At 68.3% G+C, this 22,344-nt stretch carries 20 protein-coding genes; 7 read left to right on the forward strand and 13 right to left on the reverse strand.

All coding sequences use genetic code 11. The features are described from left to right. The first annotated feature begins 115 nt into the window (after positions 1–115). Entirely contained in the window at positions 116–2,419 is a 2,304-nt protein-coding gene (gene metE / locus ACZYY4_RS17815) for a 5-methyltetrahydropteroyltriglutamate--homocysteine S-methyltransferase (protein ID WP_463811314.1), read from the forward strand. Positions 2,420–2,496: 77 nt separating this feature from the next. Here metE and ACZYY4_RS17820 read toward each other — a convergent pair whose 3' ends face one another. Genes ACZYY4_RS17820 through ACZYY4_RS17830 form a run of 3 tightly spaced genes read right to left on the reverse strand, consistent with a single transcriptional unit; the run spans position 2,497 to position 4,003 of the window. Then, complete coding sequence (locus ACZYY4_RS17820; RefSeq protein WP_463811315.1) at positions 2,497–2,982, reverse strand: hypothetical protein; 486 nt, start codon at positions 2,980–2,982, stop codon at positions 2,497–2,499. A gap of 1 nt (position 2,983) precedes the next feature. Beyond that, the gene (locus tag ACZYY4_RS17825) at positions 2,984–3,175 is read right to left on the reverse strand and encodes a VOC family protein (protein WP_463811316.1); all 192 of its coding nucleotides are present in this window, start codon (positions 3,173–3,175) and stop codon (positions 2,984–2,986) included. A 21-nt stretch (positions 3,176–3,196) separates the two neighbouring features. Continuing rightward, on the reverse strand, positions 3,197–4,003 hold the full coding sequence (locus ACZYY4_RS17830) for a MerR family transcriptional regulator (RefSeq protein ID WP_463811317.1): 807 nt from the start codon (positions 4,001–4,003) through the stop codon (positions 3,197–3,199). Positions 4,004–4,067: 64 nt separating this feature from the next. On the opposite strand from ACZYY4_RS17830, the gene ACZYY4_RS17835 reads away from it, so the two are divergent. Beyond that, positions 4,068–4,946, forward strand: a complete 879-nt coding sequence (locus ACZYY4_RS17835) for a crotonase/enoyl-CoA hydratase family protein (RefSeq protein ID WP_463811318.1) — start codon at positions 4,068–4,070, stop codon at positions 4,944–4,946. Positions 4,947–5,235: 289 nt separating this feature from the next. Next, the gene (locus ACZYY4_RS17840; RefSeq protein ID WP_463811319.1) at positions 5,236–9,249 is read left to right on the forward strand and encodes an HAD-IC family P-type ATPase; all 4,014 of its coding nucleotides are present in this window, start codon (positions 5,236–5,238) and stop codon (positions 9,247–9,249) included. A gap of 5 nt (positions 9,250–9,254) precedes the next feature. On the opposite strand, the gene ACZYY4_RS17845 is transcribed toward ACZYY4_RS17840, so the two are convergent. From ACZYY4_RS17845 to prpD, 4 genes are read right to left on the reverse strand one after another with little or no spacing between them, the layout of a single operon-like run. Then, the gene (locus ACZYY4_RS17845) at positions 9,255–10,988 is read right to left on the reverse strand and encodes a DUF3556 domain-containing protein (protein WP_463811320.1); all 1,734 of its coding nucleotides are present in this window, start codon (positions 10,986–10,988) and stop codon (positions 9,255–9,257) included. 47 nt (positions 10,989–11,035) lie between these two features. Continuing rightward, a complete protein-coding gene (locus tag ACZYY4_RS17850; protein ID WP_463811321.1) occupies positions 11,036–12,154 on the reverse strand; it encodes a bifunctional 2-methylcitrate synthase/citrate synthase in 1,119 nt (372 codons plus the stop codon). Then, positions 12,151–13,068, reverse strand: a complete 918-nt coding sequence (gene prpB / locus ACZYY4_RS17855) for a methylisocitrate lyase (RefSeq protein WP_463811322.1) — start codon at positions 13,066–13,068, stop codon at positions 12,151–12,153. Before prpB ends, ACZYY4_RS17850 begins: the two co-directional genes overlap by 4 nt. Continuing rightward, positions 13,065–14,579, reverse strand: coding sequence for a 2-methylcitrate dehydratase PrpD (gene prpD, locus ACZYY4_RS17860; protein WP_463811323.1), 1,515 nt, complete (start codon positions 14,577–14,579; stop codon positions 13,065–13,067). Before prpD ends, prpB begins: the two co-directional genes overlap by 4 nt. Positions 14,580–14,709: 130 nt before the next feature. On the opposite strand from prpD, the gene ACZYY4_RS17865 reads away from it, so the two are divergent. Beyond that, a complete protein-coding gene (locus ACZYY4_RS17865) occupies positions 14,710–16,158 on the forward strand; it encodes a short-chain fatty acyl-CoA regulator family protein (protein ID WP_463811375.1) in 1,449 nt (482 codons plus the stop codon). Here the strand turns inward: ACZYY4_RS17865 and ACZYY4_RS17870 are convergent. The 5 genes from ACZYY4_RS17870 to ACZYY4_RS17890 are packed head-to-tail and all read right to left on the reverse strand — an operon-like array spanning position 16,119 to position 19,775. Further along, entirely contained in the window at positions 16,119–16,640 is a 522-nt protein-coding gene (locus ACZYY4_RS17870) for a DoxX family protein (RefSeq protein WP_463811324.1), read from the reverse strand. The two genes, ACZYY4_RS17865 and ACZYY4_RS17870, sit on opposite strands and share 40 nt — an antisense overlap. A 10-nt stretch (positions 16,641–16,650) precedes the next feature. After that, positions 16,651–17,874, reverse strand: coding sequence for a WS/DGAT/MGAT family O-acyltransferase (locus tag ACZYY4_RS17875; protein WP_463811325.1), 1,224 nt, complete (start codon positions 17,872–17,874; stop codon positions 16,651–16,653). Between the two features lie 26 nt (positions 17,875–17,900). After that, positions 17,901–18,791: an alpha/beta fold hydrolase gene (locus ACZYY4_RS17880; RefSeq protein WP_463811326.1), complete on the reverse strand. Its 891-nt coding sequence runs from the start codon at positions 18,789–18,791 to the stop codon at positions 17,901–17,903. A 10-nt stretch (positions 18,792–18,801) separates the two neighbouring features. Then, positions 18,802–19,275 (reverse strand): hypothetical protein, encoded by a 474-nt coding sequence (locus ACZYY4_RS17885; protein WP_463811327.1) that lies wholly within the window; start codon positions 19,273–19,275, stop codon positions 18,802–18,804. Continuing rightward, positions 19,272–19,775, reverse strand: coding sequence for an Mce protein (locus tag ACZYY4_RS17890; RefSeq protein ID WP_463811328.1), 504 nt, complete (start codon positions 19,773–19,775; stop codon positions 19,272–19,274). Before ACZYY4_RS17890 ends, ACZYY4_RS17885 begins: the two co-directional genes overlap by 4 nt. Positions 19,776–19,800: 25 nt before the next feature. Here ACZYY4_RS17890 and ACZYY4_RS17895 point away from each other — a divergent pair, with 25 nt between their 5' ends. Both ACZYY4_RS17895 and ACZYY4_RS17900 read left to right on the forward strand, forming a co-directional pair. Beyond that, a complete protein-coding gene (locus tag ACZYY4_RS17895; protein ID WP_463811329.1) occupies positions 19,801–20,652 on the forward strand; it encodes an alpha/beta fold hydrolase in 852 nt (283 codons plus the stop codon). Further along, a complete protein-coding gene (locus tag ACZYY4_RS17900) occupies positions 20,653–21,471 on the forward strand; it encodes an adenylate/guanylate cyclase domain-containing protein (protein WP_463811330.1) in 819 nt (272 codons plus the stop codon). On the opposite strand, the gene ACZYY4_RS17905 is transcribed toward ACZYY4_RS17900, so the two are convergent. Continuing rightward, on the reverse strand, positions 21,468–21,632 hold the full coding sequence (locus ACZYY4_RS17905) for a hypothetical protein (protein ID WP_463811378.1): 165 nt from the start codon (positions 21,630–21,632) through the stop codon (positions 21,468–21,470). The genes ACZYY4_RS17900 and ACZYY4_RS17905 overlap by 4 nt on opposite strands. 19 nt (positions 21,633–21,651) lie before the next feature. Between ACZYY4_RS17905 and ACZYY4_RS17910 the strand changes: the two genes are divergently transcribed. Next, positions 21,652–22,344 (forward strand): guanylate cyclase, encoded by a 693-nt coding sequence (locus tag ACZYY4_RS17910; protein ID WP_463811331.1) that lies wholly within the window; start codon positions 21,652–21,654, stop codon positions 22,342–22,344.

Below are 22,344 nucleotides of genomic sequence, written 5' to 3' on the forward strand. Positions count from 1 at the left end.
GCGCCCAGCGGATCACCGCCTCGCGGAATGGGCGTCTGGTTTTGAGGGTTGTAGTGCATTAAATTGCACAGACCGGATCAGCTGGACGACCGCCGGCGGTGCCCCACCCTCACAATTGAAGGATCAAATCGTGACCGTTCAACCCTTTACCGCCACCGTCCTCGGCTCTCCGCGGATCGGACCGCGCCGCGAACTCAAGCGCGCCACCGAGAGTTACTGGGCAGGCCGGATCGGCCAGGACGAACTCAAGAACGTCGCGGCAGGCCTGCGTCGTGACACCTGGGCGCAGTTGACCGAGGCCGGCCTGGACTCGGTGCCGGTGAACACGTTCTCCTACTACGACCAGATGCTGGACACCGCGGTGTTGCTCGGTGCGCTGCCGGCTCGGGTTGCCGATGTCGCCGACGAGTTGGATCGCTACTTCGCGGCAGCCCGGGGTAACAAGGACATCGCCCCGCTGGAGATGACCAAGTGGTTCGACACCAACTATCACTACATCGTTCCGGAGATCGGCCCGGACACCAAGTTCGAATTGAACCCGACCAAGGTGCTCGCCGAGCTGAAAGAGGCTCAGGAGCAGGGGATCCCGGCGCGACCGGTGATCATCGGACCGGTTACGTTCCTGCTGTTGAGCAAGGCCGTCGACGGCGCGCCGGCGCCGGTCTTCCGCCTCGACGAGCTGACCGACGTCTACACCGAGCTGCTTTCCAAGCTGGCCGAGGCCGGCGCCGAGTGGGTGCAGATCGACGAGCCGGTGCTGGTGACCGACATCGCCGCTGACGCCCCCGCGCTGGCCGAGCAGGTCTACACCCGCCTCGCCGGCGCGGCCAACCGGCCGTCGATCTTCGTCGCCACCTACTTCGGCGACCCTGGCGCGGCGCTTCCCGCCCTGGCCCGCACGCCGGTCGAGGCGATCGGGGTCGACCTGGTCTACGGCTCGGAGACCTCAGTTGCCGCGGTTCCAGAGCTGGCCTCCAAGATGCTGGTCGCCGGTCTGGTCGACGGTCGCAACATCTGGCGCACCGACCTGGATGCCGCGCTGGCGAAGCTGGCGCCCCTGCTCGCAAGTGCGGCTGCAGTGGCTGTATCTACATCATGCTCGACCCTTCACGTGCCATACACGCTGCAAGGCGAGACGGGCCTGGACGAGAACCTGCGTAGCTGGCTGGCGTTCGGCGCCGAGAAGGTGACCGAGGTGGCCACCCTGGCCCGTGCCGTGCGCGACGGTCGCGACGCCTCGGACGAGATCGCCGACGAGATCGCCGCGTCCGACGCCGCCGTCGCCTCGCGCAAGTCCGACCCGCGGCTGAACAACGCCGACGTGCGTGGCCGCATCGCCACGATCACCGCGTCCGGTGCACATCGAGGCAGTGCCGAGGCTCGCCGGGCCGCCCAGGACGAGCGGTTGCACCTGCCGCCGCTGCCCACCACCACCATCGGGTCGTTCCCGCAGACGGTCGACATCCGCAAGGCCCGGGCCGCGCTGGTCGCCGGTGAGATCGACGAGGCGGAGTACACCCGCCGGATGAAGGCCGAGATCGCCGACGTCATCAAGCTGCAAGAGCAGCTCGGCCTGGACGTGTTGGTGCACGGCGAGCCGGAGCGCAACGACATGGTGCAGTACTTCGCCGAGCAGTTGGAGGGCTTCTTCGCCACCGCCAACGGCTGGGTGCAGTCCTACGGCAGCCGGTGCGTGCGTCCGCCGGTGCTGTTCGGCGACGTCTCCCGGCCGCAGCCGATGACGACCGCCTGGGCGACCTACGCCCAGTCGCTGACCGACAAGCCGGTCAAGGGCATGCTGACCGGTCCGGTCACCATCCTGGCCTGGTCGTTCGTCCGCGACGACCAGCCGCTGGCCGACACCGCCAACCAGGTCGCGCTGGCCATCCGCGACGAGACGGTAGACCTGGAGAAAGCCGGCATCGCGGTGATCCAGGTCGACGAGCCGGCGTTGCGCGAGCTGCTGCCGCTGCGCAGGGCGGACCAGGAGGCCTACCTGGATTGGGCGGTCGGTGCCTTCCGGCTGTCGACCTCGGGGGTGAGCGACGCCACCCAGATCCACACCCACCTGTGCTACTCGGAGTTCGGCGAGGTGATCGGGGCGATCGCCGACCTGGATGCCGACGTCACCTCGATCGAGGCGGCGCGCTCGCACATGGAGGTGCTCGACGACCTCAACGCGATCGGGTTCTCCAACGGGGTGGGACCGGGTGTCTACGACATCCACTCGCCGCGGGTGCCGTCCACCGACGAGATGGCAACATCGCTGCGTGAGGCACTGGACGCCGTTCCGGCGCAACGCCTCTGGGTCAATCCGGACTGCGGCCTGAAGACCCGCAAGACCGACGAGGTGACCGCCTCGCTGGCCAACATGGTCAAGGCAGCCCGCGAAACCCGAGAAGCCCGCGCCGGCGTGTAGCCCCGGTCGCCGAACGTGCGCCTGCTGCGAAAGAACCATCAAAATCTCGCAGTGGGTGCACGTTCGGCGTTCCGGGCCTACGCCGACGTACGCCGCGCGAGATATTCCTGGCGCAGTTCCCAATTCGCCCCGTCGTAGCTGCGTTCGTCGCGCCAGCGAAACGAGTCCGGACCGATGTCACGGAAACTCCACCGGATGGCGGTGCCGTCCGGCAGCGTGCCGTCCTGCACGATCCCGTCCGCGTCAGCCCTGCCCAGTTGGCTGAGTCGAAGTCCCAGTTGCGGTTCCGTCCACTGGATGTGCCAGGCGTCGAGGGTGGGGTCGTAGACACGCAGTGTCGTCCCGTGAAAGAGACCTTCGGCGTGCCACACGTCCTGGACGGCCCGACCGTCGAGCACCCAGTCCGCGACCATCCAACCGGCAACGCTGCGGGTGCCGTCGTCGCCGTACCAGGTGATGTCGAGGTCCCACCGGCCGCCGACCAACCATCCGTAGCGGGCCATCGCATCGGAATGCTCGGCAGCGGGTCCGGCGGCGAGCAACGCGTCTGCCAGCAATGACATTTCAGGCCGCCACGATGTCGAACTCGTTGCCCTCGGGGTCGGCCAACGTGCTCCAGCGGTAGCCGTCGTCGCTGCGATCGGCCAACCGGGTGGCGCCGTCGTCGAGCGGCTGGGCCAGCAGCTGCGACCAGAACCGCGCCAGCTTGTCCGCGTCGGCACAGTCGAATGTGACGGTGTGCAGCGTGATCTCCATGGGTGAACTCCTTGTCGTTGGTCAGGATTTGGTGTGGAAGATCGGCCAGCACACCTCGGTGCGATGCGCTGCCTCGTCATCGGTGTCGTAGCCGGACACCAGGTAGTACTCGCGGATCGGCCCGTCGACCCCCAGTTCACGTTCGGCGACGTGGGTGCCCAACGCGGCGTAGGTGCAATCCAGCTCACCGAACGCACCGCGGTGCAGTGCCACCGCCAGTTCGGCGGCGGGAATCTCACGTGCGTGCACCCGGCCCCGAGCCGGCGCGTCGGCCACCGGCCGGAACGCGATCACCTCGCCCCGGCCCGCCTGGAAGAACTCCGCCGAGTACAAAACACCGCGGACGCCCGGTGCGGCGCCCGCGACTGCGGCGTCAAGTTCCGCGAACGCCTGCGCCCACCAGCCCTCGACATCGGTCATCTCAACCTCGTCGACGATCGCCGCTGCCGCCGTCGCAGGCACCGACCGGTAACTCACGTCGGTTGCACTCGTCGGCTGTTCGAGCAAAGACCGCAAGGAGGCGACGCTGGACCGGGTGTGCGTCAGCTGGTCCTCGAGGCGCTGCAGGTGGGCGACGATGGCACGGTTGCGGTCGGCGACATCCTCGGCGCGGATCACCTCGGTCAGCTCGTCCAACGGCATCCCCAGATCCCGCAGCCGGCGGATGACCTGGGCAATCGGCAGCTGGTCGGGACTGTAGTAGCGGTATCCAGAAGAGGGGTCGACCTGGGCCGGACTCAACAGGCCGCGCTCCTGGTACAGGCGCAACGCCTTGACGGTCAGATAGGTCATCCGGGCGAAATCCCCGATTGGCAGCAATGTCGTCACAACGTCGAGTCTGGAGTCTCCCCCGGGGGCAGAGTCAACAGACCGGTGCAACTAGCCTCGACTGATGGACTTCACCACCATCCGCCACGAGGTCGAAGACGGCATCCTGACCGTTTATCTCAACCGACCGGACAACTTGAATGCGTTCACCGTGCAGATGGCCGACGAGCTGGAGCGCACCTTCGTCGAGGTCAACGACGACGACGCGATCCGCGCGGTGATCGTCACCGGATCCGGTCGCGCGTTCTGCGCAGGGATGGACCTGTCCAGCTCGGGCAACGTGTTCGGTCTCGATGAGACCAAGTCCCCGACGCTGGCGGACATGGCCGACCTCGACAACCCGGAGCTGGCCCGGGTGCGCGACACCGGCGGGCAGGTGACGCTGGCGATCTATAGCTGCCGCAAGCCGGTGATCGCCGCAGTCAACGGGCCCGCGGTCGGGATCGGCGCCACCATGATGCTGGCGATGGATGCCCGGCTGTTCTCGACCAAGGCGCGCTTCGGTCTGGTGTTCGGGAAGCTGGGTATCACCCCGGAGGCCTGCTCGACGTGGTTCCTGCCGCGGATCGTCGGCGTGCCAACGGCTTTGGACCTGCTGTACCGCGCCGACATCCTGGACGCCGAAGCAGCCCGTGGCTGTGGCCTGGCTCAGTCCATCCACGAACCGGACGCATTGCTGGCCGACGCACGCACCCTGGCCGATGCCTGGACCAAGGGCCGCTCCCCGGTGTCGTTCGCGCTGATTCGCCAGATGCTCTACCGCAACTCCGCGCAGCCCGATCCGATCGAGGCGCACCGGTTGGACTCGCTGGCGATGTTCTACACCAGCATCGGCGACGGCGCCGAGGGGGTGCGCGCCTTCCTGCAGAAGCGCGACCCGCAGTTCACCTCCCGGGCCTCGGCGATGCCGCCGTTCTACGACGAGTGGGTTGGCGACCGGTAACCGGTTCTGCGGCCGGCTGAAATCTACTGAGTTCACCCGTATTTCAAGTAGGGGCTTGACTCCGTTCAGCCGCAGGCCGCAAAGCGCGTATAGCTTCGCTGGCGAAGGGGAGTAGCACCTACCCGCCGTGTGGCGGATGTGAATGGTCGTCAGTACGGCGGGCCACCCCGCCCGGTCATTCAGCGGGCCTATGACTTTCCGTGAGCGAGACCTTCGGACGAACAACCGTGTCGACCGAGAGTTTCGCCAGATTCCATAGGCACATTCGGTCGCCGAACGAAGGAGACCGATGCCCCCCTCGATAGCTGCTCTCATCGAAGACGCCGAACCGGCGCTGGATGAGTGGTACGACGCGCTTGCCGAGGTCGAGAGCCAACCTCCCGACGACGATCGCGACGAGGCGGCCGAGGGTGAAAAGTCTCGCCCGGCTCCCGCTCCCGGCGACGGTTTGTTGGCCGTAAGCACCGCCGCGATGGCAGGTATCACCGCGGTCGGCTTGGGCATCTCGCTGGCCGGGCGTGCCCTGCGGTTTCCCCGCTTGCCGGCCAGTGTCCAAGGCGCGGTGGTCGCCCTAGACCATCAGCCGCGGCTGCGCCGGCTGCTCGAGGAACGAATCGGCAAGCGTGCGACCGACACTGCGTTGGGGCTGGCATCCACCACCGCCAATGCGCTCGCCCTGGCACCGTCGATACTGGCTGTCGACCTGGCAATCAACACGCTCAAGACCGCTGAAACCCGTGCGGTGGCACGGGCGTGGTCCCGACGCGAACCGGAACTGGCCCGCCCCACCACTGCGCCGGCCGACCAGGCCACACCACAGCCCGTACCGCCGCCGGCCGGGCCCGTCGAACAACACCTGCAGCGCGGCACCTGGATTCAGGCGGTCGGGGCCGCCGTAGTCGGGGCCGTCAGCCGTGATCCGAACCTGGCCGGCACCGCAGCGTTGGTGGCCGTGCCGAAGGCCGCCCGCTCCACCCAGGAATCGTTCGCGGCGACGTTGGGTCGTGGGTTGGCCGACAAGGACGAGGCGTTGCAGGTGAGCCCGGACAGCTGGCGCCGGCTGGACCGGATCGATGTGGTGATCCTCGACCCGCGCGTGCTCCGCAGCAACGCGTTACGCCTGGTGCGGCTTCGCGGCGCCGGCGAGAAGGATCTCACCGTCTGGGAGCGCGCCCAGGCGATGCTGGCAGACGACGGCCTGCAGCCGGGCTGGCACGCGGTCACCGGCACGCGCCGAGGTAAGGGTCGATCCAGAACGGAGGCGCTTTTCGCGCCGGCGCCCCATCCGCTGGCGGCCGCGACACTGGCGGAGACGCAGCAGGCCGAGGTGCAGGTGGTTTCCATCGATGACCCCACCGGCCTGGGCGCATTGCGGCCGGCGTTCGACGAAATCGCTCCACTGACCGGAGACTCGATCGACGACGCGCTGCTCGACGCGCTGCGCCGCTACCAGGAGGAAGGCCACACCGTCGCGGTGGTCTCCTCGGCTGCCACTCAGGCGCTGTCGTCCGCCGATCTCGGGGTGGCCATTTTGCCCGAGGATGGCGACCAGCCGCATCCGCTGGGCGCGGACCTGATCGTCGACGATCTGGCCGGTGTGTGGCGGGTGTTGCACGCCCTGCCCGCGGCCAAGGCAGCCAGCCGCCGGGGTGTCCAGCTGTCCATCGGCGCTTCGGCGATGGGCGCACTTCTGCTGATACCGACCGTTCGGGGCCGAGGTCCCGGACCGATCGTCCTGGGCGCGGCATCAGGGGTGTTCTCCGGTTACCGGTTGGCGCGCAACGTGGTCAACGCACCGTTGCCACGGCCGGTCCCCGTCGATGAGTTCCATGCCATGTCGGTCGAACAAGTTCAGGCCGCGTTGGCCTTATCGTCGGACCCTGCCACCGCGACGCACGCAGCCGCCAACACGCAGCGTCACCTGGTCTGGCAGTTCCTCGACGCGGTGCGTGACGAGTTGTCCGATCCGCTGACCCCGGTACTGGGGCTGGGGGCCACAGCCACCGCGATACTGGGCTCGCCGCTGGATGCACTGATGGTCGGCTCGGTGCTGGCCAGCAACGCTGTCCTCGCCGCCGGGCAGCGGCTCAGCGCCGAGCTACGGCTGAATCGGCTGCTCGCCGAACAGATCCCGCCGGCATGGAAAGTCACGATCCGGCCCGACGGCACCCGCGAACGTGTTCAGGTGCTCCCCGATCAGTTGCAGCGTGGCGATCTGATCGAGGTGGGGCCCGAGGACGTGGTGCCGGCCGATGCCCGCGTGGTCGAGTACGAGAAGCTGGAAGTCGACGAAGCGTCGCTGACCGGTGAGTCGCTGCCGGTGACCAAGCAGACCGACGCCACCCCGGGCACGGAATTGGCCGAGCGGCGCTGCATGCTCTTCGCCGGCACCACCGTGGCGGCCGGGAGGGGCCTGGCGCTGGTGACCGCCGTGGGCCCCGACACCGAGGTGCGCCGGGCGGCCGACCTGGTCGCAAGTCGGCACGGCGACATCGGGCTGGGTCATCAGCTCGGCCAGATCACCGACCGGATATGGCCGCTGAGCTTGATGACCGGCGGCTTGGTCAGCCTGCTCGGGGTGCTACGCGCCACCAGGTTGCAACAGGCGGTGGCCCAAGGTGTTTCGGTCGCCGTCGCGGCCGTCCCCGAAGGCATGCCGGTGGTCGCGACGCTGGCCCAGCATGCGTCGGCGCAACGGCTGACCAAATCCGGTGTGCTGGTGCGGGTGCCGCGCTCCGTGGAAGCACTCGGCCGGGTCGACGTGGTCTGTTTCGACAAGACCGGCACGCTCAGCGAGAACCGGCTGCAGGTGACCGAGGTGCGTGCTGTCTCCGATCACGCCCCCGACGAGGTGCTGCGCTGCGCAGTACAAGCGACACCGGCGACGGAAGGCCATGTCGACGCGACCGACGCCGCGATCATCGCGGCGGCGCAGCCGGTGATCGACGGCTGCCCACCGGCTGCGGCCGACGTCCACCTGCCGTTCCGTTCCGGACGACCGTTCGCGGCCTCGGTGACCGGAACCGAACTGAGCATCAAAGGTGCGCCCGAAGTGGTGCTCGCCGCCTGTGCAGATGTTGCGGCCGACGTCTACGACCTGGTGGAGCAGCTGGCGGACGACGGCCTACGGGTACTCGCCGTGGCCCGGCGTGAGCTCAGCTCCGAGCAGGCGCAGTCGCTTTCGCACTCCCCCGACCCGGACGATCAACTGGCCGCCATGGCCCAACAGTGCGCCCACGGGCTGACATTGATCGGATTCGTCGGTATCTCCGACACCCCGCGCGCCGGGTCGGCCGGTCTGCTGGCCGAGCTGCACCGCCGGGAGGTGCCCGTTCGGATGATCACCGGCGATCACCCGACCACCGGCCGTGCGATCGCCCGCAAGATGGGTCTGCCGGTCACCGAAGAGCAGGTCATCACCGGCACCGAATGGGAGAGCCTGTCGGGTAAGGAGCAGGAGCGCGCCGTCACCGAGCGGGTGGTGTTCGCTCGCATGTCACCGGCGAACAAGGTGCAGGTGGTGCAGGCACTGGAACGCAGCGGCAAGGTGTCGGCGATGGTCGGCGACGGCGCCAACGACGCCGCCGCCATCCGCGCGGCCACCGTCGGGATCGGGATCGTCGCCCAGGGCAGCGACGCCGCCCACACCGCCGCGGACGTGGTGCTGCTCGACGGCCGTATCGAGATGCTGTTGGACGCCCTCAACGAGGGCAGCCAGCTGTGGCAGCGGGTGCAGGCGGCGGTGGCGGTGCTGCTCGGCGGCAACGCCAGCGGCGCGGTGTTCGCCATCATCGGTAGCGCACTGACCGGTCAGGCACCGCTGAACACCCGGCAGTTGCTGCTGGTCAACATCGTCACCGACGCGTTCCCGGCCACCGCGCTGGCGATGAGCCAACCCCGGCGGCCGATGCCCTTCAGTGGCCGCGGACCCGACGAGAAGGCGCTGCTGCGTGCGGTGGCGCTGCGTGGTACCACCACGGCCGGCGCCACGCTCGCAGCGTGGTTCATGGCGCGAGCCACCGGCTTTCCGCGGCGCGCCGCCACGGTGGCCCTTGTCGCGCTGGTGACCACCCAGTTGAGTCAGACCCTGCTGGAGTCACGCTCCCCGCTGGTGGCCCTCACCGCGGGCGGTTCGTTCGCGGCGATGGCGCTGCTGATCAGCACCCCGGGTGTCAGCCAGTTCATGGGTTGCACGCCGCTCGGCCCGATCGGCTGGGCGCAGGCGCTGGGATCGACTGCGGTCGCAACCACCGCGGCAGCCATCGCACCCCGCTTCCTATCGCGTGCCCCGGAGGCTGCGTAAGCGCATCACCGAGATGCGGTCTCGTCGACATATGCGGGCAGATCGTCTTCCCAGGGCTGGCGAGCCACCATGTCGGCCACCTTGACGTAGCCGCGCTCGAATTCCCCGGTGGCGGCGTCCACCAGCCGGTAGGCCTGGGTCTGCCGGTGGATCGGCTGGGCGTCGAGTATGACCACCCGCACCTCCCCCGGTTCGAATCCGCAGCGCTGCTGCAGCGCCTCGATCAGCTGCTCATTTGACATGTGGCCGTCGCCGAAGTTCCAGCCGATCGCCGTCGAGCAGATCCGCTCGCCGTCGGTGAGGGCGTAGTCGTTCTCGTCCTGGCCGGTCATCGCACGGTGCGCCAGACTGAACAGTGCCCGGCCGTGAGTGTTGAAGCCGCGGAACGCATATCCCATGTAGATCGGGATCTGCGCGGCTTCCGGGCTGCCGTAGAAGCGCTCCAGCTGCGCGGCGGGCATGCTGGCGATGGCGACGATCCCACGCGCGATCTTCTCTTCGGCACCGGCTTTCAGGCACCACAGCGTGGTATCCCAGTTGCCGGCGTAGTAGCGCATCCCGGCCAGGAACGAGACCTTGTGCGGGAAGAGGTTTCCCAGTACGACGGTGCCCGCGCTGATGGCGAACAGTAGCGCCACTGCCCAACCGTTGTTCACATCGCTCAAGCCGAGATCGGCGTGGGCGACGAACAGCGACAACACCCCGAAGATCATGAAGACGTTCCACTCCAGCGGTACCCCCATCGGGATCGCCACCAGGATGCCCAGATGGAAGCAGACCATGACGAAGGCCGCGATCGCCGTCGGCCAGCCGCCGTGGGAGAAGAACAGCACCAACGGCACGCACATCTCGATGAACGTGCTGAAATGCGCCAGCGTCTTGGACGGCCGTCCGGGGCGCAGATCTTCGGGAAAGTCCTTGAAGAAGAGGCGTTTGAGCGCCTTCGGCCTGACCAACGGGTTGTTGCTCATCATCGTCGAGATGACATAGGGGAAGTGCCGGTTGAGTTTTGACGTCGCGGCGCCCATCCAGATCACCATGAAGATCGCTTTGGCCGCGACGACCATGTCGACTCCGGTGAACAGGAACGCCGCTGCCAGCGGGGCGTAGACCTCACCACGGGCAGCCAGGAAGATCACCTTGTCACGCAGTCCGGCCACCGCCAGGATTGCCAATATCGCCAGTATCTGCCAGTGCGGTAGTACCCCCACGGTCGTGTGCAGCGCCGGAATCGGGCCGGTGCCGTCAGAAGACAGAGCGACCAGGATCATCACCAGCAGTGCTGCGTACAACGCGACATCGAGCGGTGTCCGGTTGGTGCCGGCAGTCAGCGGAATCCGGCGCGGCCACGGCGGCAACCGAATGGTGTTCGGCCGCAGCCAGTAGAGGATCGAGCCCATCGGCGGGAAGAACCGGTTGTTCAGCGGCCCGAACCCACAGCCCAGGCCGATCACCTCGAACAGCATCGTGTAGAGCACGAGCTTCTCGAAGACGATCGGTTCGCTCCACCACTGCCGCACGTCGGTGAACCCGTCGATGCCCGTGGTGCCCAGTGCGAACAGCCAGGCGCCGAGGATGTAGAGCGCGATCTTGAACACGTAGAACAGGTGCAGCACCACCGGCGTGCCGAAGCCCACCTCGGCCCAGTGCCGGGCCATCGGGCGGATCTTCTCACTGCGGCTGCCCTTGCTCCATTCGGCGAAGTCGACGACGGGCAGTTCGGGCTTGAGGAATCCCATGACCGACAGACTAGAACGCGTTCTAGATCATCGTGGCGTTAACGGGCTCAGTCGACGTCGAGGGCCCGCTGCGATCGGCCGGAATAGGCACTCAGCGGGCGGATCAGCGCGTTGGCGGCGGTCTGCTCGATGATGTGCGCGGTCCAGCCCACCACCCGGCTCATCACGAACAGCGGCGTGAACATCTCGATGTCGAACCCCATCAGGTGGTAAGCCGGGCCCGTCGGGAAGTCCAGATTGGGCTTGAGTCCGGTGGCGGCGAACATCTCGGCCTCCAGCACGCCGTAGATCTCCATCCAGCGCCCGCCGTCGTGGGCTGCGGCTACCCGGTCCAGGGCCTGCTTCATGGTCGGCACCCGTGAATCACCGTGCTTGTAGACCCGGTGACCGAACCCCATCACCTTCTCCTTGCGGGACAGCTTGCCGTGCAGCCACTCCGCGGCCCTGGCCGGTTCGCCGATCTCGATCATGTCGTGCATGACCGCCTCGTTGGCGCCGCCGTGCAGCGAACCCTTGAGCGCGCCGATCGCGGCGGTGACCGCACTGTAGATGTCGGACTGCGTCGAGGTGACCACCCGGGCCGCGAACGTCGAGGCGTTGAACCCGTGCTCGGCGTAGAGGATCATCGACTGCTCGAACGCCGAGACGATCACTTGGTCGGGCACCTCCCCGAAGCACATCCGCAGGAAGTTCTCGGAGTAACCGAGGTGGCTGTGCGGCGCCACCGGTGGAAGGCCGCGCCGGCGGCGCATGTCGACGGCGACGATCGTGGGCAGCACCGCGAACATCCGCAGCGCCTTGGCGACATTGGCCGACTCCGCACTGTCGTCTTCGGCGGGGTCCTCGGCGCCCAGGTAGCTGACCGCGGTGCGCACCACATCCATCGGGTGGCAGTTGTCGGGGAGCTTGGCCACCAGCGCCAGCAGTGACTGGTCCACCCGCCGCGCCGCGCGCTCCCGCTGGCAGAACAGCGCCAGTTCGGCATCGGTCGGCAGCTCACCGTGCCACAGCAGGTAGGCGACCTGTTCGAAGCTGCAGTGCGCGGCCAGATCCTGCACGGGGTAACCCCGGTAGGTCAACGAGTTGGTCTCCGGCACCACCTTGGAGATGGCGGTGGTGTCGACGACGACGCCGGCGAGTCCCTTGTGAATGTCCGCAGTGGTCACCGGCGGCCTCCCTCGATGGTGAAGTTGAAGATGTCGTCGTCGAACTGGTTGTAGTCGGCGTAGTGCAGCAACTCATAGAGCCTGCTGCGATGCTGCATCCGGTCCAGCAGGCCGGATTGAGTTCCAGCCGTTTCGATTTCACGCAAGCCGGATTCGACGGCGAACATCGCCAGCCGCAGCGTGGTGACCGGGTAGATGACGACGTTGTAGCCGATGTCGGCCAGTTGAGCCGCGGTGAGCAACTCCGACTTACCGAACTCGGTCATGTTGGCCAGCAACGGAACGTCCACGGCTGCGCGGAACCGCTCGAAATCGGCTGGACCACGCAACGCTTCGGTGAAGATCAGATCCGCTCCGGCGTCGGCGTAGGCCTTGGCGCGGTCGATCGCGGCGGGCAGTCCCTCGATGCCGGCGGCGTCGGTGCGGGCGCAGATGACGAAGTCAGGGTCGCGGCGCGCTGCGATGGCGGCCCGCAGACGCTTGACCATCTCGGCGGGCGGCACCACTGCCTTGCCGTCGAGGTGTCCGCACCGCTTGGGGTTCACCTGGTCTTCGAGGTGGCAGCCAGCCAGTCCGGCGTCTTCGAGCACCGTGATGGTCCTCGCGGCGTTCATCGGCTCACCGAACCCGGTGTCGGCGTCGATCAGCGTGGGCAGATCGGTGGCCGCCGCGACCTGCGCCCCGCGGGCGGCCACCTCGGTCAGGGTGGTCAGCCCGATGTCGGGCAATCCCAGGTCGGCCGAGAGCACCGCACCGGAGACGTAGACGCCCTCGAACCCGATCTCGGCGACCACCTTGGCTACCAGTGGCGAGAAGGCACCCGGAAAGCGTTGCAGCCGGCCCGAAGCCAGACCGGTCCGAAATGCCGCCCGTTTGTCGGCGGGCGCCGTCGCAGAGCCGAGTAGTCCACTCACCGGAAGATTCCCTCCGGTGTGTCCGGCGCCTTGTCGAGCACCAGCGGATCGATGAGGATGTTCAACGCGCCCAGTTCACCGCCATCCAGCGTCGCCAGGCCCTCGACCGCCGACAGGAACCGTTGCTGCTCAGCGGGTTCGACCACGCCGTCGGCGAGATCGGTGAACTTCGCGATGTACTGCTTGCGGCCGAATGGCCGGGCCCCCAGCGGGTGCGCGTCGGCGAGCGCCAACTCGTCGGTGATCACGTCGCCGTTGCGCAGCGTCACCTCCGCGCGCGCCCCGAACGCCTTCTCGCCTGCGTCGGTCGAGTGGTAGCGGCGCGTCCAGCGCGGGTCCTCGACGGTGGAGATCTTGCGCCACAACGCGATGGTGTCGGGTCGGTGCGCGCGATCCGGCGCGTACGAGCGTTCGTGGTGCCAGCTGCCGTCCTGCAACGCAACGGCGAAGATGTACATCACCGAGTGGTCCAGGGTCTCTCGTGAGGCGTCCGGGTCGAACTTCTGCGGGTCGCCGGATCCGGTGCCGATCACGTAGTGGGTGTGGTGGCTGGTGTGCAGCACGATTGTGGCGACCTGCTCCAGATCGCCTATACGCTCACGCATTCGGCGGGCCAGGTCGATCAGCGCCTGGCTCTGGTATTCGGCCGAATGCTCCTTGGTGTAGCTGTCCAGGATGGCCCGTTTGGACTCGCCGGGGCCGGGCAGCGGCACCTGGTAGGTGTGGTCGGGCCCGGACAGCAGCCAGGCGATCACGCCGTCTTCGCCCTCCCAGATCGGCGCCGGAGATTCCTCGCCGCGCATCGCGCGGTCGACCGCCTCGATGCCCACCTTGCCGGCCAGGGCGGGCGCGTACGCCTTCCAGCTGGAGATCAGCCCCTTGCGGGACTGGCGGGTTGCGGTGGTCAGGTGCAGTGCCTGGCCGATCGCGGAGTAGATGACGTCCGGGCCCAGCCGGAGCATGGTGCCGATGCCGGCGGCCACCGACGGTCCCAGGTGCGCGACGTGGTCGATCTTGTGTTCGTGCAGGCAGATTCCCTTGACCAGGTCGATCTGCACCTCGTAGGCGGTGGCCAGGCCGCGGATCAGGTCGGCACCCGAGACGCCGAGCTGCTGGGCGACGGCGACCAGCGGTGGGATGTTGTCACCCGGGTGGGAGTACTCGGCGGCCAGGAACGTGTCGTGGAAATCCAGTTCGCGCACCGCGACCCCGTTGGCCCAGGCCGCCCACTCCGCCGAGAACCCGCCCGGCACCCCGAAGACCTGCGCACCCGGCCTGGGCGGGTGCGCCGGGTGGGCCAGCGCCTGACGGCGGGCAACGGTCACCGGCCGGCGCAACACCGAGGCGGCGCTGACGCCGGCGTTGTCGATGATCCGGTTGATGACCATCTCGGTGGTGTCGTCGGGGACGGCCACCGGGTCGGCAGCTACCTCCGCGATCTTGGCGGCAAGGTGCTCGGAACGGGGGAAATCCTCGGCGCTGCGACGCGTCCGGACGTCATGTACCTGCATATTTCACACACTACGCACGTTTTCAGGGGGCCGAAACGACCTGTAATTGCGTAGTTATGCATCCTCGCTTTGCCATTTTTGCGAACACTGCGAACTTCTCGGGAGACTAGGGTTCTTTGCCATGGCACGTATGGCACCCCCCACCAACCGGACCTTCGCCGGGGCTCGGCTGCGACGCCTGCGCGAGGAGCGCAACCTGACGCAGGTGGCGCTGGCACGCGCGCTGAACCTGTCCACCAGCTACGTCAATCAGCTCGAGAATGACCAGCGGCCGCTCACCGTATCGGTGCTGCTGGCACTGACCGACCGGTTCGCCCTGCCACCGCAGTACTTCTCGGGCGACTCCGATGCCCGGCTCGTCGCCGACCTGCGCGAGATGTTCACCGCCGCCGCCGGCGAACACGCTGCCAGCGATACCCAGATCGAGGAACTCGTCGCACGCATGCCGGAGATCGGGAACAGCCTGGTGACCATGCACCGCCGGCTCCGTGGCGCTACCGACGAGTTGGAATCCTATCGGTCACGGGTGTCTGGCGACTCGGCGCAGACCGTGGCCCGCCCGATGCCGTTCGAGGAGGTCCGGGACTTCTTCTACGACCGGAACAATTACATCCCCGAGCTCGACGACGCCGCCGAGCGCCTGTTCGCCGACACCGGGATGCGGTTCGGCGGCTTGGATATTCAGCTGTCTGCGCTGATGGCCGAACGCTTCGACGTCACCGTCGCAGTCGTCGACGACCTGCCGCCGGGGACCAAACGCGTCTTCGATCCGGCGACCGGGGTGCTGCGCATCGCGCACTGGCTGCTGGCCGGCCAGCGCGCTTTCCAGATCGCCACCCAGCTGGCACTGCTGACCCAAGCCGAGCTGCTGTCCGAGGTCGTGGCGCAAGACCAGTTGTTGAGCCCGGAAGCCCGCGGGGTGGCCAGGATCGGGCTGGCCAACTATTTCGCCGGCGCGTTTCTGCTGCCGTATCGGCAGTTTCACCGGTCAGCTGAGGAGTTGCGGTACGACATAGACCTGTTGGGGCGCCGCTTCGAGGTCGGCTTCGAGACGGTCTGCCACCGGCTCTCGACACTGCAACAGCCGGGCCGGCGCGGGGTGCCGTTCATCTTCGTGCGCACCGACAAGGCGGGTAATATCTCGAAACGCCAGTCGGCCACCGCGTTTCATTTCAGCCGGGTCGGCGGCAGCTGTCCGCTGTGGGTGGTCCACGATGCGTTCAGCCAGCCTGGCCGGATCATCACCCAGGTCGCGCAGATGCCGGACGGACGCCAGTACTTCTGGATCGCCACCACCACGCCGCCCGAGGGCCGCGGCTATCTGGGGCAGCACAAGACTTTCGCCGTCGGGCTGGGCTGCGACCTGGCACACGCCGACAAACTCGTGTACTCAACGGGCGTCGCTCTGAGTGATGCCGCCACGGTGGTGCCGATCGGATCGGGTTGCAAGGTCTGTGACCGCGAGGCGTGCCCGCAGCGGGCCTTCCCCTATCTGGGTCGGCGGGTCGTCGTCGACGAGAACGCCGGCAGCGGGCTGCCCTACTCGCCGGTCTCGGCGGTCTTGGCCGGCGGGCGGTAGAACAGCGCCAGCTGTCCGATCGCACCGGCCAGCCCGAGGCCGACCGAGATCAACAGGCCGGTCCAGCCGTTGGCCCAGCAGTGGCAGAAGATCTGGTGATCCAGGCTGAGCCGGCCCGGCCCTAGCATCGCCACCACGACGGCGCCGGTGGCCAGCACCAGGTTGTATTCCCAGCCGTTATTGAGCACGAAGAAGCCGTTCGCACGGTGCACGGTCCACACCGCGACTGCCATCAGCGCCACGAACCCGGCGGCTGCGATCGGCGTGAGCAGCCCGGCGGCCAGCCCCAGCCCGGCGGCGACCTCGGCGGTAGCGGCCGTCACGGCCTGGAATTTTCCGTACTTCATCCCGATGCTTTCGAACCACCTCGCGGTGCCGGGGATGCGGCCCCCACCGAAGAACTTGTTGAAGCCATGCGCCGCCAGGCCCAAACCCAGAACCAGGCGCAGAATCAGCAATCCGACGTCAGCAGCAGTAGCCATGCGCCCCAACCTACAATGCCGCGTCCAACAGTCGTAGATAGACCTCGATATCGCTGATCGCCGACTCGGCGGCGTGCACGCTGATCACCACCGTGTCGCCGATCCCGTGTACGCCGTGGGTGAGGCCCATCGCCGGGGACAGCGCGGGAAACCCCGCGGTCAGCAGCACCGGCGCCGTGCCGAAGCGCAGGTCTGCCGCGCCGCGGTGCACGCTGGACACCACGGTGTTGCCGGCCACCCGCACCGGGCGGGTCTGCGGGTCGAACTTCCCGACGCCCCAGCGCAACAGGGCCGCCGGTGTCGCTGCGAACGCCCGGTCGGCGGCGGCCGAGGCGGGATGGCCGGCGCGAAGCCGTCCATCGGCGATGTCGGCGGCGATCGCCTCGATGCGGGCAGCCCGGTCATATCGCGGGTACAACCCCACCCGGATGTTGCCGAAGTGGTTGTTCGCCAGGCGAACACCGGTTTTGGCCATCGGCACCTCGGCGCCCAGCGAGTCGCACGGCTCGTCGAGATAGGCCGACAGCGCCGTGGACACCGCCGACAGCACCGCCACGGTGACGGTGGCTCCGCTCAGCTCCGCGCGCCGCCGCACCAGGGTGCGCACCGTCCGAGCACCGGCCGGCCGGTTGTTGGTGACCAGCGGCGGCCGGTCTGCGACCGGGGGCGGCAACAGTCCGGCGCGGGTGGCGTCGACCCGGCCGCGGTGGGCGCGTGCGGCGACGGCGGCGCGCCAGGGCAGGAATCCCCGGTCCGGTGTGTCGACCGCGGCGATCGGTGTGGCACGCCCGAACAGCCACGCGGCCAGCGCTGAGGCCCGCGCGCCGTCGGCCAGCGCGTGCGCCACCTGCAGCACCACTACCGTGCCCGCGCCGTGGTGGCCCGGAATGCCGTGCACCGGCGCGAACACGTGCAGCCGCCAGGGCGCTGCCCGGACGTCGAGTTGGTCATCGGTGAGCCGCACCACCGCGTCCAGGCAACCGGCCCAGCCGTCGTCGGGGGCCCGGTGCCGAACGGCGCCGACGTGGTCGAACATCGGCACCCACCGCGGGTAGCCCAGCGCACCGGCATCCTCGACCCGCATGGTCAGGTCCGGGCTCACCCGGGCGCGGTCGAGCACCTGAGTGACGGCGTCGTCGACATCGGCCGGCACTCCGGCGAAGGCGTACAGCAGGAACTGGTCGCTGGGGATCTTCGCCGACATCCAGTAGAACTGGGCGTCGGTCGCGGCCATCGGGTGCTTCCCCGTCGCCCCGCTCATCAAGTGATAAAGGTCAGCACCCGGTCGGCCACCTCGTCGGGCTGCTCGAGTTGCAGGAAGTGCCCGGCGTGCTCGACCACGGCCACCGCACTGCCATCCGGTAACGCCTGCTCCACCCACCGCGTGAAAGCCGGTGACATGCAGCCGTCGGTGCGCCCGTGCAGATACAGGCTCGACAATCGCGGCAGCTGCAGCCAGTGCCGGTGCAGCTCGGCGTAGCGGTCGGGCACCCGGGCGCTGCGCAGGGCCCGGTACGGTCCGAGCGCCGCCCGCCAGCCCTCCGGCGTCCCGATCGCCGCGTCGACGTGCCGCAGATCCTCATCGGCGGGATAGCCCTGCGACCATCGCCGCCACAGCCGCGGCAGCACCCAAGAGGCCGATCGATCCGGCAGCCACGGCAGTTGGAAGTAGCCGATGTACCAGCTGCGCAACATCTGCGCCGGCAGCTGGCCGGCCACGGCGATCCGCTCGGAGGCCCCGACCGAGCGAAGCGCCGCCGGTGGGGGCACCGACATGATCACCGCCTTGGCGAACGGGCTGTCGGGCATGGCGGCCAACCCGGTGGCCGTCAGCGCGCCCCAGTCGTGACCGATCACCACATCGCGACCGGTCGATCCGACCGTTTCATACACCCGCAGCGCGTCGTCCATCAGCGCGCCGATGTGATAGCTGCCGTCATCCGGGATCGAGGACGGGGCGTAACCGCGCATGAACGGTGCCACCACATGCCAGCCGGCCGCGGCCAGTCGGGGCGCCACCCGGCGCCAGCCGTAGGCGGTGTCGGGAAAACCGTGTAGGCACAACGCGACCGGGTTACCCGGCTCTCCCCAACTCAGTGCCCTGATCGCCACCCGGGGCGTCGTCACGTCGATCCACCGCGGCTCCGTCATCGTCTGCCCCTCAGACCGGCTCGAAGTCTGCGACCAGCCACTGGCCGTCGACCTTGTCCAATGTCACCCGGTAGCTCGCTACGACCTCGCCGGGCTCGGCCGAGCCGAGCGTGACGGTGCGGTCCACGAAGACCAGCACCGCAGCGCGTTTCGGCGTGGCCCACACCGATGCCGCTCCGGGGACCTCGGCGGTCGCGGTGACCTCGCGCGCCTTGGCGTCGGGGATGATCTGATCGCGCGCCCGCACCGCGAACTCGTCCCGGAAGCCGTCGGTCATCAACTCCTGGGCGGCAGACAAATCGCGCTCGACGGTGTCGGGCCGAAAAGACAACATCCTGATCGTCGATTCGGTTGCCGCGTTGACGGTTTCGTCGCGTAGCAGCTCTTCGGCGCGAACCGATCCGTCGTGCCACTTCAACAGGCCGGCCGCTACCGCCAGCGCCAGGATCAGACCCGGCAGAACCCCGTAGATCAGGCGGTTCATGCGACGTACTCGATGTCGGAAACCTTGGCCTGATTGCCCACCCGCTGCACGGTCATCCGCATCCGCAGCTCATGGGGGCGCATCTCGAGGCCGCCCAGGTGGGTGGACGCGACGCTGACGGCCACCAGCACCTGCGCCTCGTCACGCGACTGCCATTCCAGGCCCGCCTCGCTCACCGAACTGACCGCCTGCGAACGCTCCCGGGTGACGGTCTCGATGAGCACCGGGGCCCGCTGGGAGAACCGCTCATAGAACTCACCGGTCGCCGAATCGAGCACGCGCTGCACGTCGCCCTGCGGGTCTTGGTAGTCGACCGTGGTGAGGTCGAGCGCGGTCCGGCGGGCCGCCTGCACGAACATTTCCCGCTGCGCGGCGGCGCCATGGGCCGCTTCGGCGTGAAAGCCGAGCCAGACCACCAGGACCGCCATGACCAGCACCCCGATCAGTCCCGCGATCAGCGCCCGACGCTTCCCGACGTCACCGATGTCTTCACCCACCATGATCCAAACTGTCTACCATCTCCTGATGAGCACAGCCCAGACTGTCGAATTCGACGGCGTCGACGGAGTCACCCTGGTCGCCGACGAATGGAACCGGGGTATCGCCGCAGACACCGTCGCCCCGACGATCGTGATGCTGCACGGCGGCGGCCAGAATCGGCACTCCTGGCACAAGACCGGCCAGATCCTGGCCGACCGGGGCTATCACGTCGTCGCGCTCGACACCCGCGGCCACGGCGACAGCGACCGCGCACCCGGCGCCGACTACGCCATCGAGACGCTTGCCGCCGACGCCGACGCGGTGATCGCGGCGATCGCCCGACCGGTGGTGCTGATCGGGGCGAGCATGGGCGGGCTGACCGGGATACTGGTCGCCGACCAGGCAGGGCCGCAGCGGGTGGTCAAGCTGGTGCTGGTCGATGTGGTGCCGCGCTACGAAAAGGACGGCAGCGCCCGGATCCGGGACTTCATGCTCAGCCACATCGACGGCTTCGACTCGCTGGAGCAGGCCGCCGACGCGGTGGCGGAGTACCTGCCGCACCGGACCAAACCACGCAGTCCCGAGGGCCTCAAGAAGAACCTGCGGTACCGCCACGGCCGATGGTATTGGCACTGGGATCCGGCAATGATGACCAAGCCCGATGACGACCCGGGGCTGCGCACCGAGAAGATCGAGGCGGCCGCCGTCGGGCTGCAGATCCCCATCCTGCTGATCCGCGGCAAACTGTCCGACGTGGTGAGCCCTGAGGGCGTTGCGGACTTCCTGGCCAAGGTTCCCGGCGCACGCTTCGTCGAATTGTCCGAGGCGGGGCACACCGCGGCCGGCGACGACAACGACGCCTTCAGCTCGGCCGTCGTCGAGTTCGTGTCCGACTGAATGTTCGGGATCGGATGGCTGACGCCGACGCTGCTCGCGGTCGGCGTGCTGGCGGCGGTGGTGGTCGCCGAAGGGCTCGCCCTGGCGGTGCTGACCGCGCGGCTGCGGGCGGCCGAGGCTCAGGCCGAGGCACTGCGACAACGAGTCGACACCCGCAACCTGCTGCTGTCCAGCGGGCGGGAAGCCGTCAAAACCGTGTGGCAGACCGCGAACCTGGTGCGCAAGCAGGGCTTTGGAGCCGCTGTGCGCAGCTCGATCGAGGATCTCGCCGATTGGGCGGAGGTGGAGCGCCCCGACCTGGCCCGCCTCACACCGGACGGGCATGTGGTGATCCTGTTCACCGACATCGAGGAGTCCACCGCGCTCAACGAGCGGATCGGTGACCGCGCCTGGGTGAAGCTGATCGCCCGGCACGACGACATGGTGCACCGCCTGGTCGGTGAGCACTCCGGGCATGTGGTCAAGAGCCAGGGCGACGGTTTCATGATCGCGTTCGCGCAGCCCGAGCAGGCGGTGCGCTGCGCCATCGACATCCAGCACGCCCTGCAACGGCGCGGCCGCAAGCCGCAGCACCCGATCCGGGTCCGGATCGGAATTCACATGGGTCGCTCGGTGCGCCGCGGCGACGACCTGTTCGGGCGCAACGTCGCCATGGCCGCGCGGGTGGCCGCCGCCGCCGACGGCGCCCAGATCCTGGTCAGCGGCCCGGTGCGCGACGCCGTCAAGGACTGCGAGGACATCACCGTCGGCGCCGGCCGCGACGCCGAGCTGAAGGGCTTCGCCGGCACCCACCGGCTCTACGCGGTGGAGCCCGCCTAGTCCTCGCTGCCGACTTGGGCCAGCCGCGCATGCAGTCGAGCGCGAACCTCCTCGGGCGTGTAGGCCCGTCGCCGTCGCTGGTCCCGCGCCACCAGCACTCCCCCGGCGGCGACGCCGACCACCCCCGCCAGGCCGATCCATTTCCAAATGCTGCGCACCATCACACCTTAGGGTGCTGTCGTGGACGAACACACGGTGACTTTGGAGCATGCGCTGGCCGAGACCCGCACTGGCGACCTCTGGCTGTTCCGCGGCCGCTCCGGTCCCGACCGCGCCATCCAAACCCTGTCCAACGCCCCGGTGAACCACGTCGGGATGACGGTGGCCCTCGACGACCTGCCCCCGCTGATCTGGCATGCCGAGCTCGGCGACAAACTGCTCGACTTCTGGACCGGCACCAACCACCGCGGTGTGCAGCTCAACGATGCCCGGGCCTCAGTCGAACAGTGGACGGGCCGCTACGAGCAGCGTTGCTGGCTGCGTCAACTCAACGGAACCATCACCCGCAAACAGGAGGACCGGTTGCTGCAGGTGATCGCCCGGATGGACGGCACCGCGTTTCCCACCACGGCACGGCTCACCGGCCGGTGGCTGCGGGGCCGGTTGCCGACCGCGGGCGACTGGACCCGCGGAATCCCGGTGCTGGACCGCAAGGTCCGCGAGGTCAGCCAACGCCGTAAAGCGCGCAAAGCCAGAGTCGCGCTGCAGACCGCCTACTGCGCGGAGACGGTGGGCATCACCTATGAGGAGATGGGTTTGCTGTCGACCGACAAGGACGCGAACTGGTTCGACCCCGGGACATTCTGGAGCGGCGACATCTTGCCGCTGACCCCCGGATATCAGCTGGGCCGGGAGATCGCCGTCGTGCTTTAG

It is taken from the genome of Mycobacterium sp. IDUB_21 (genome assembly GCF_055419425.1).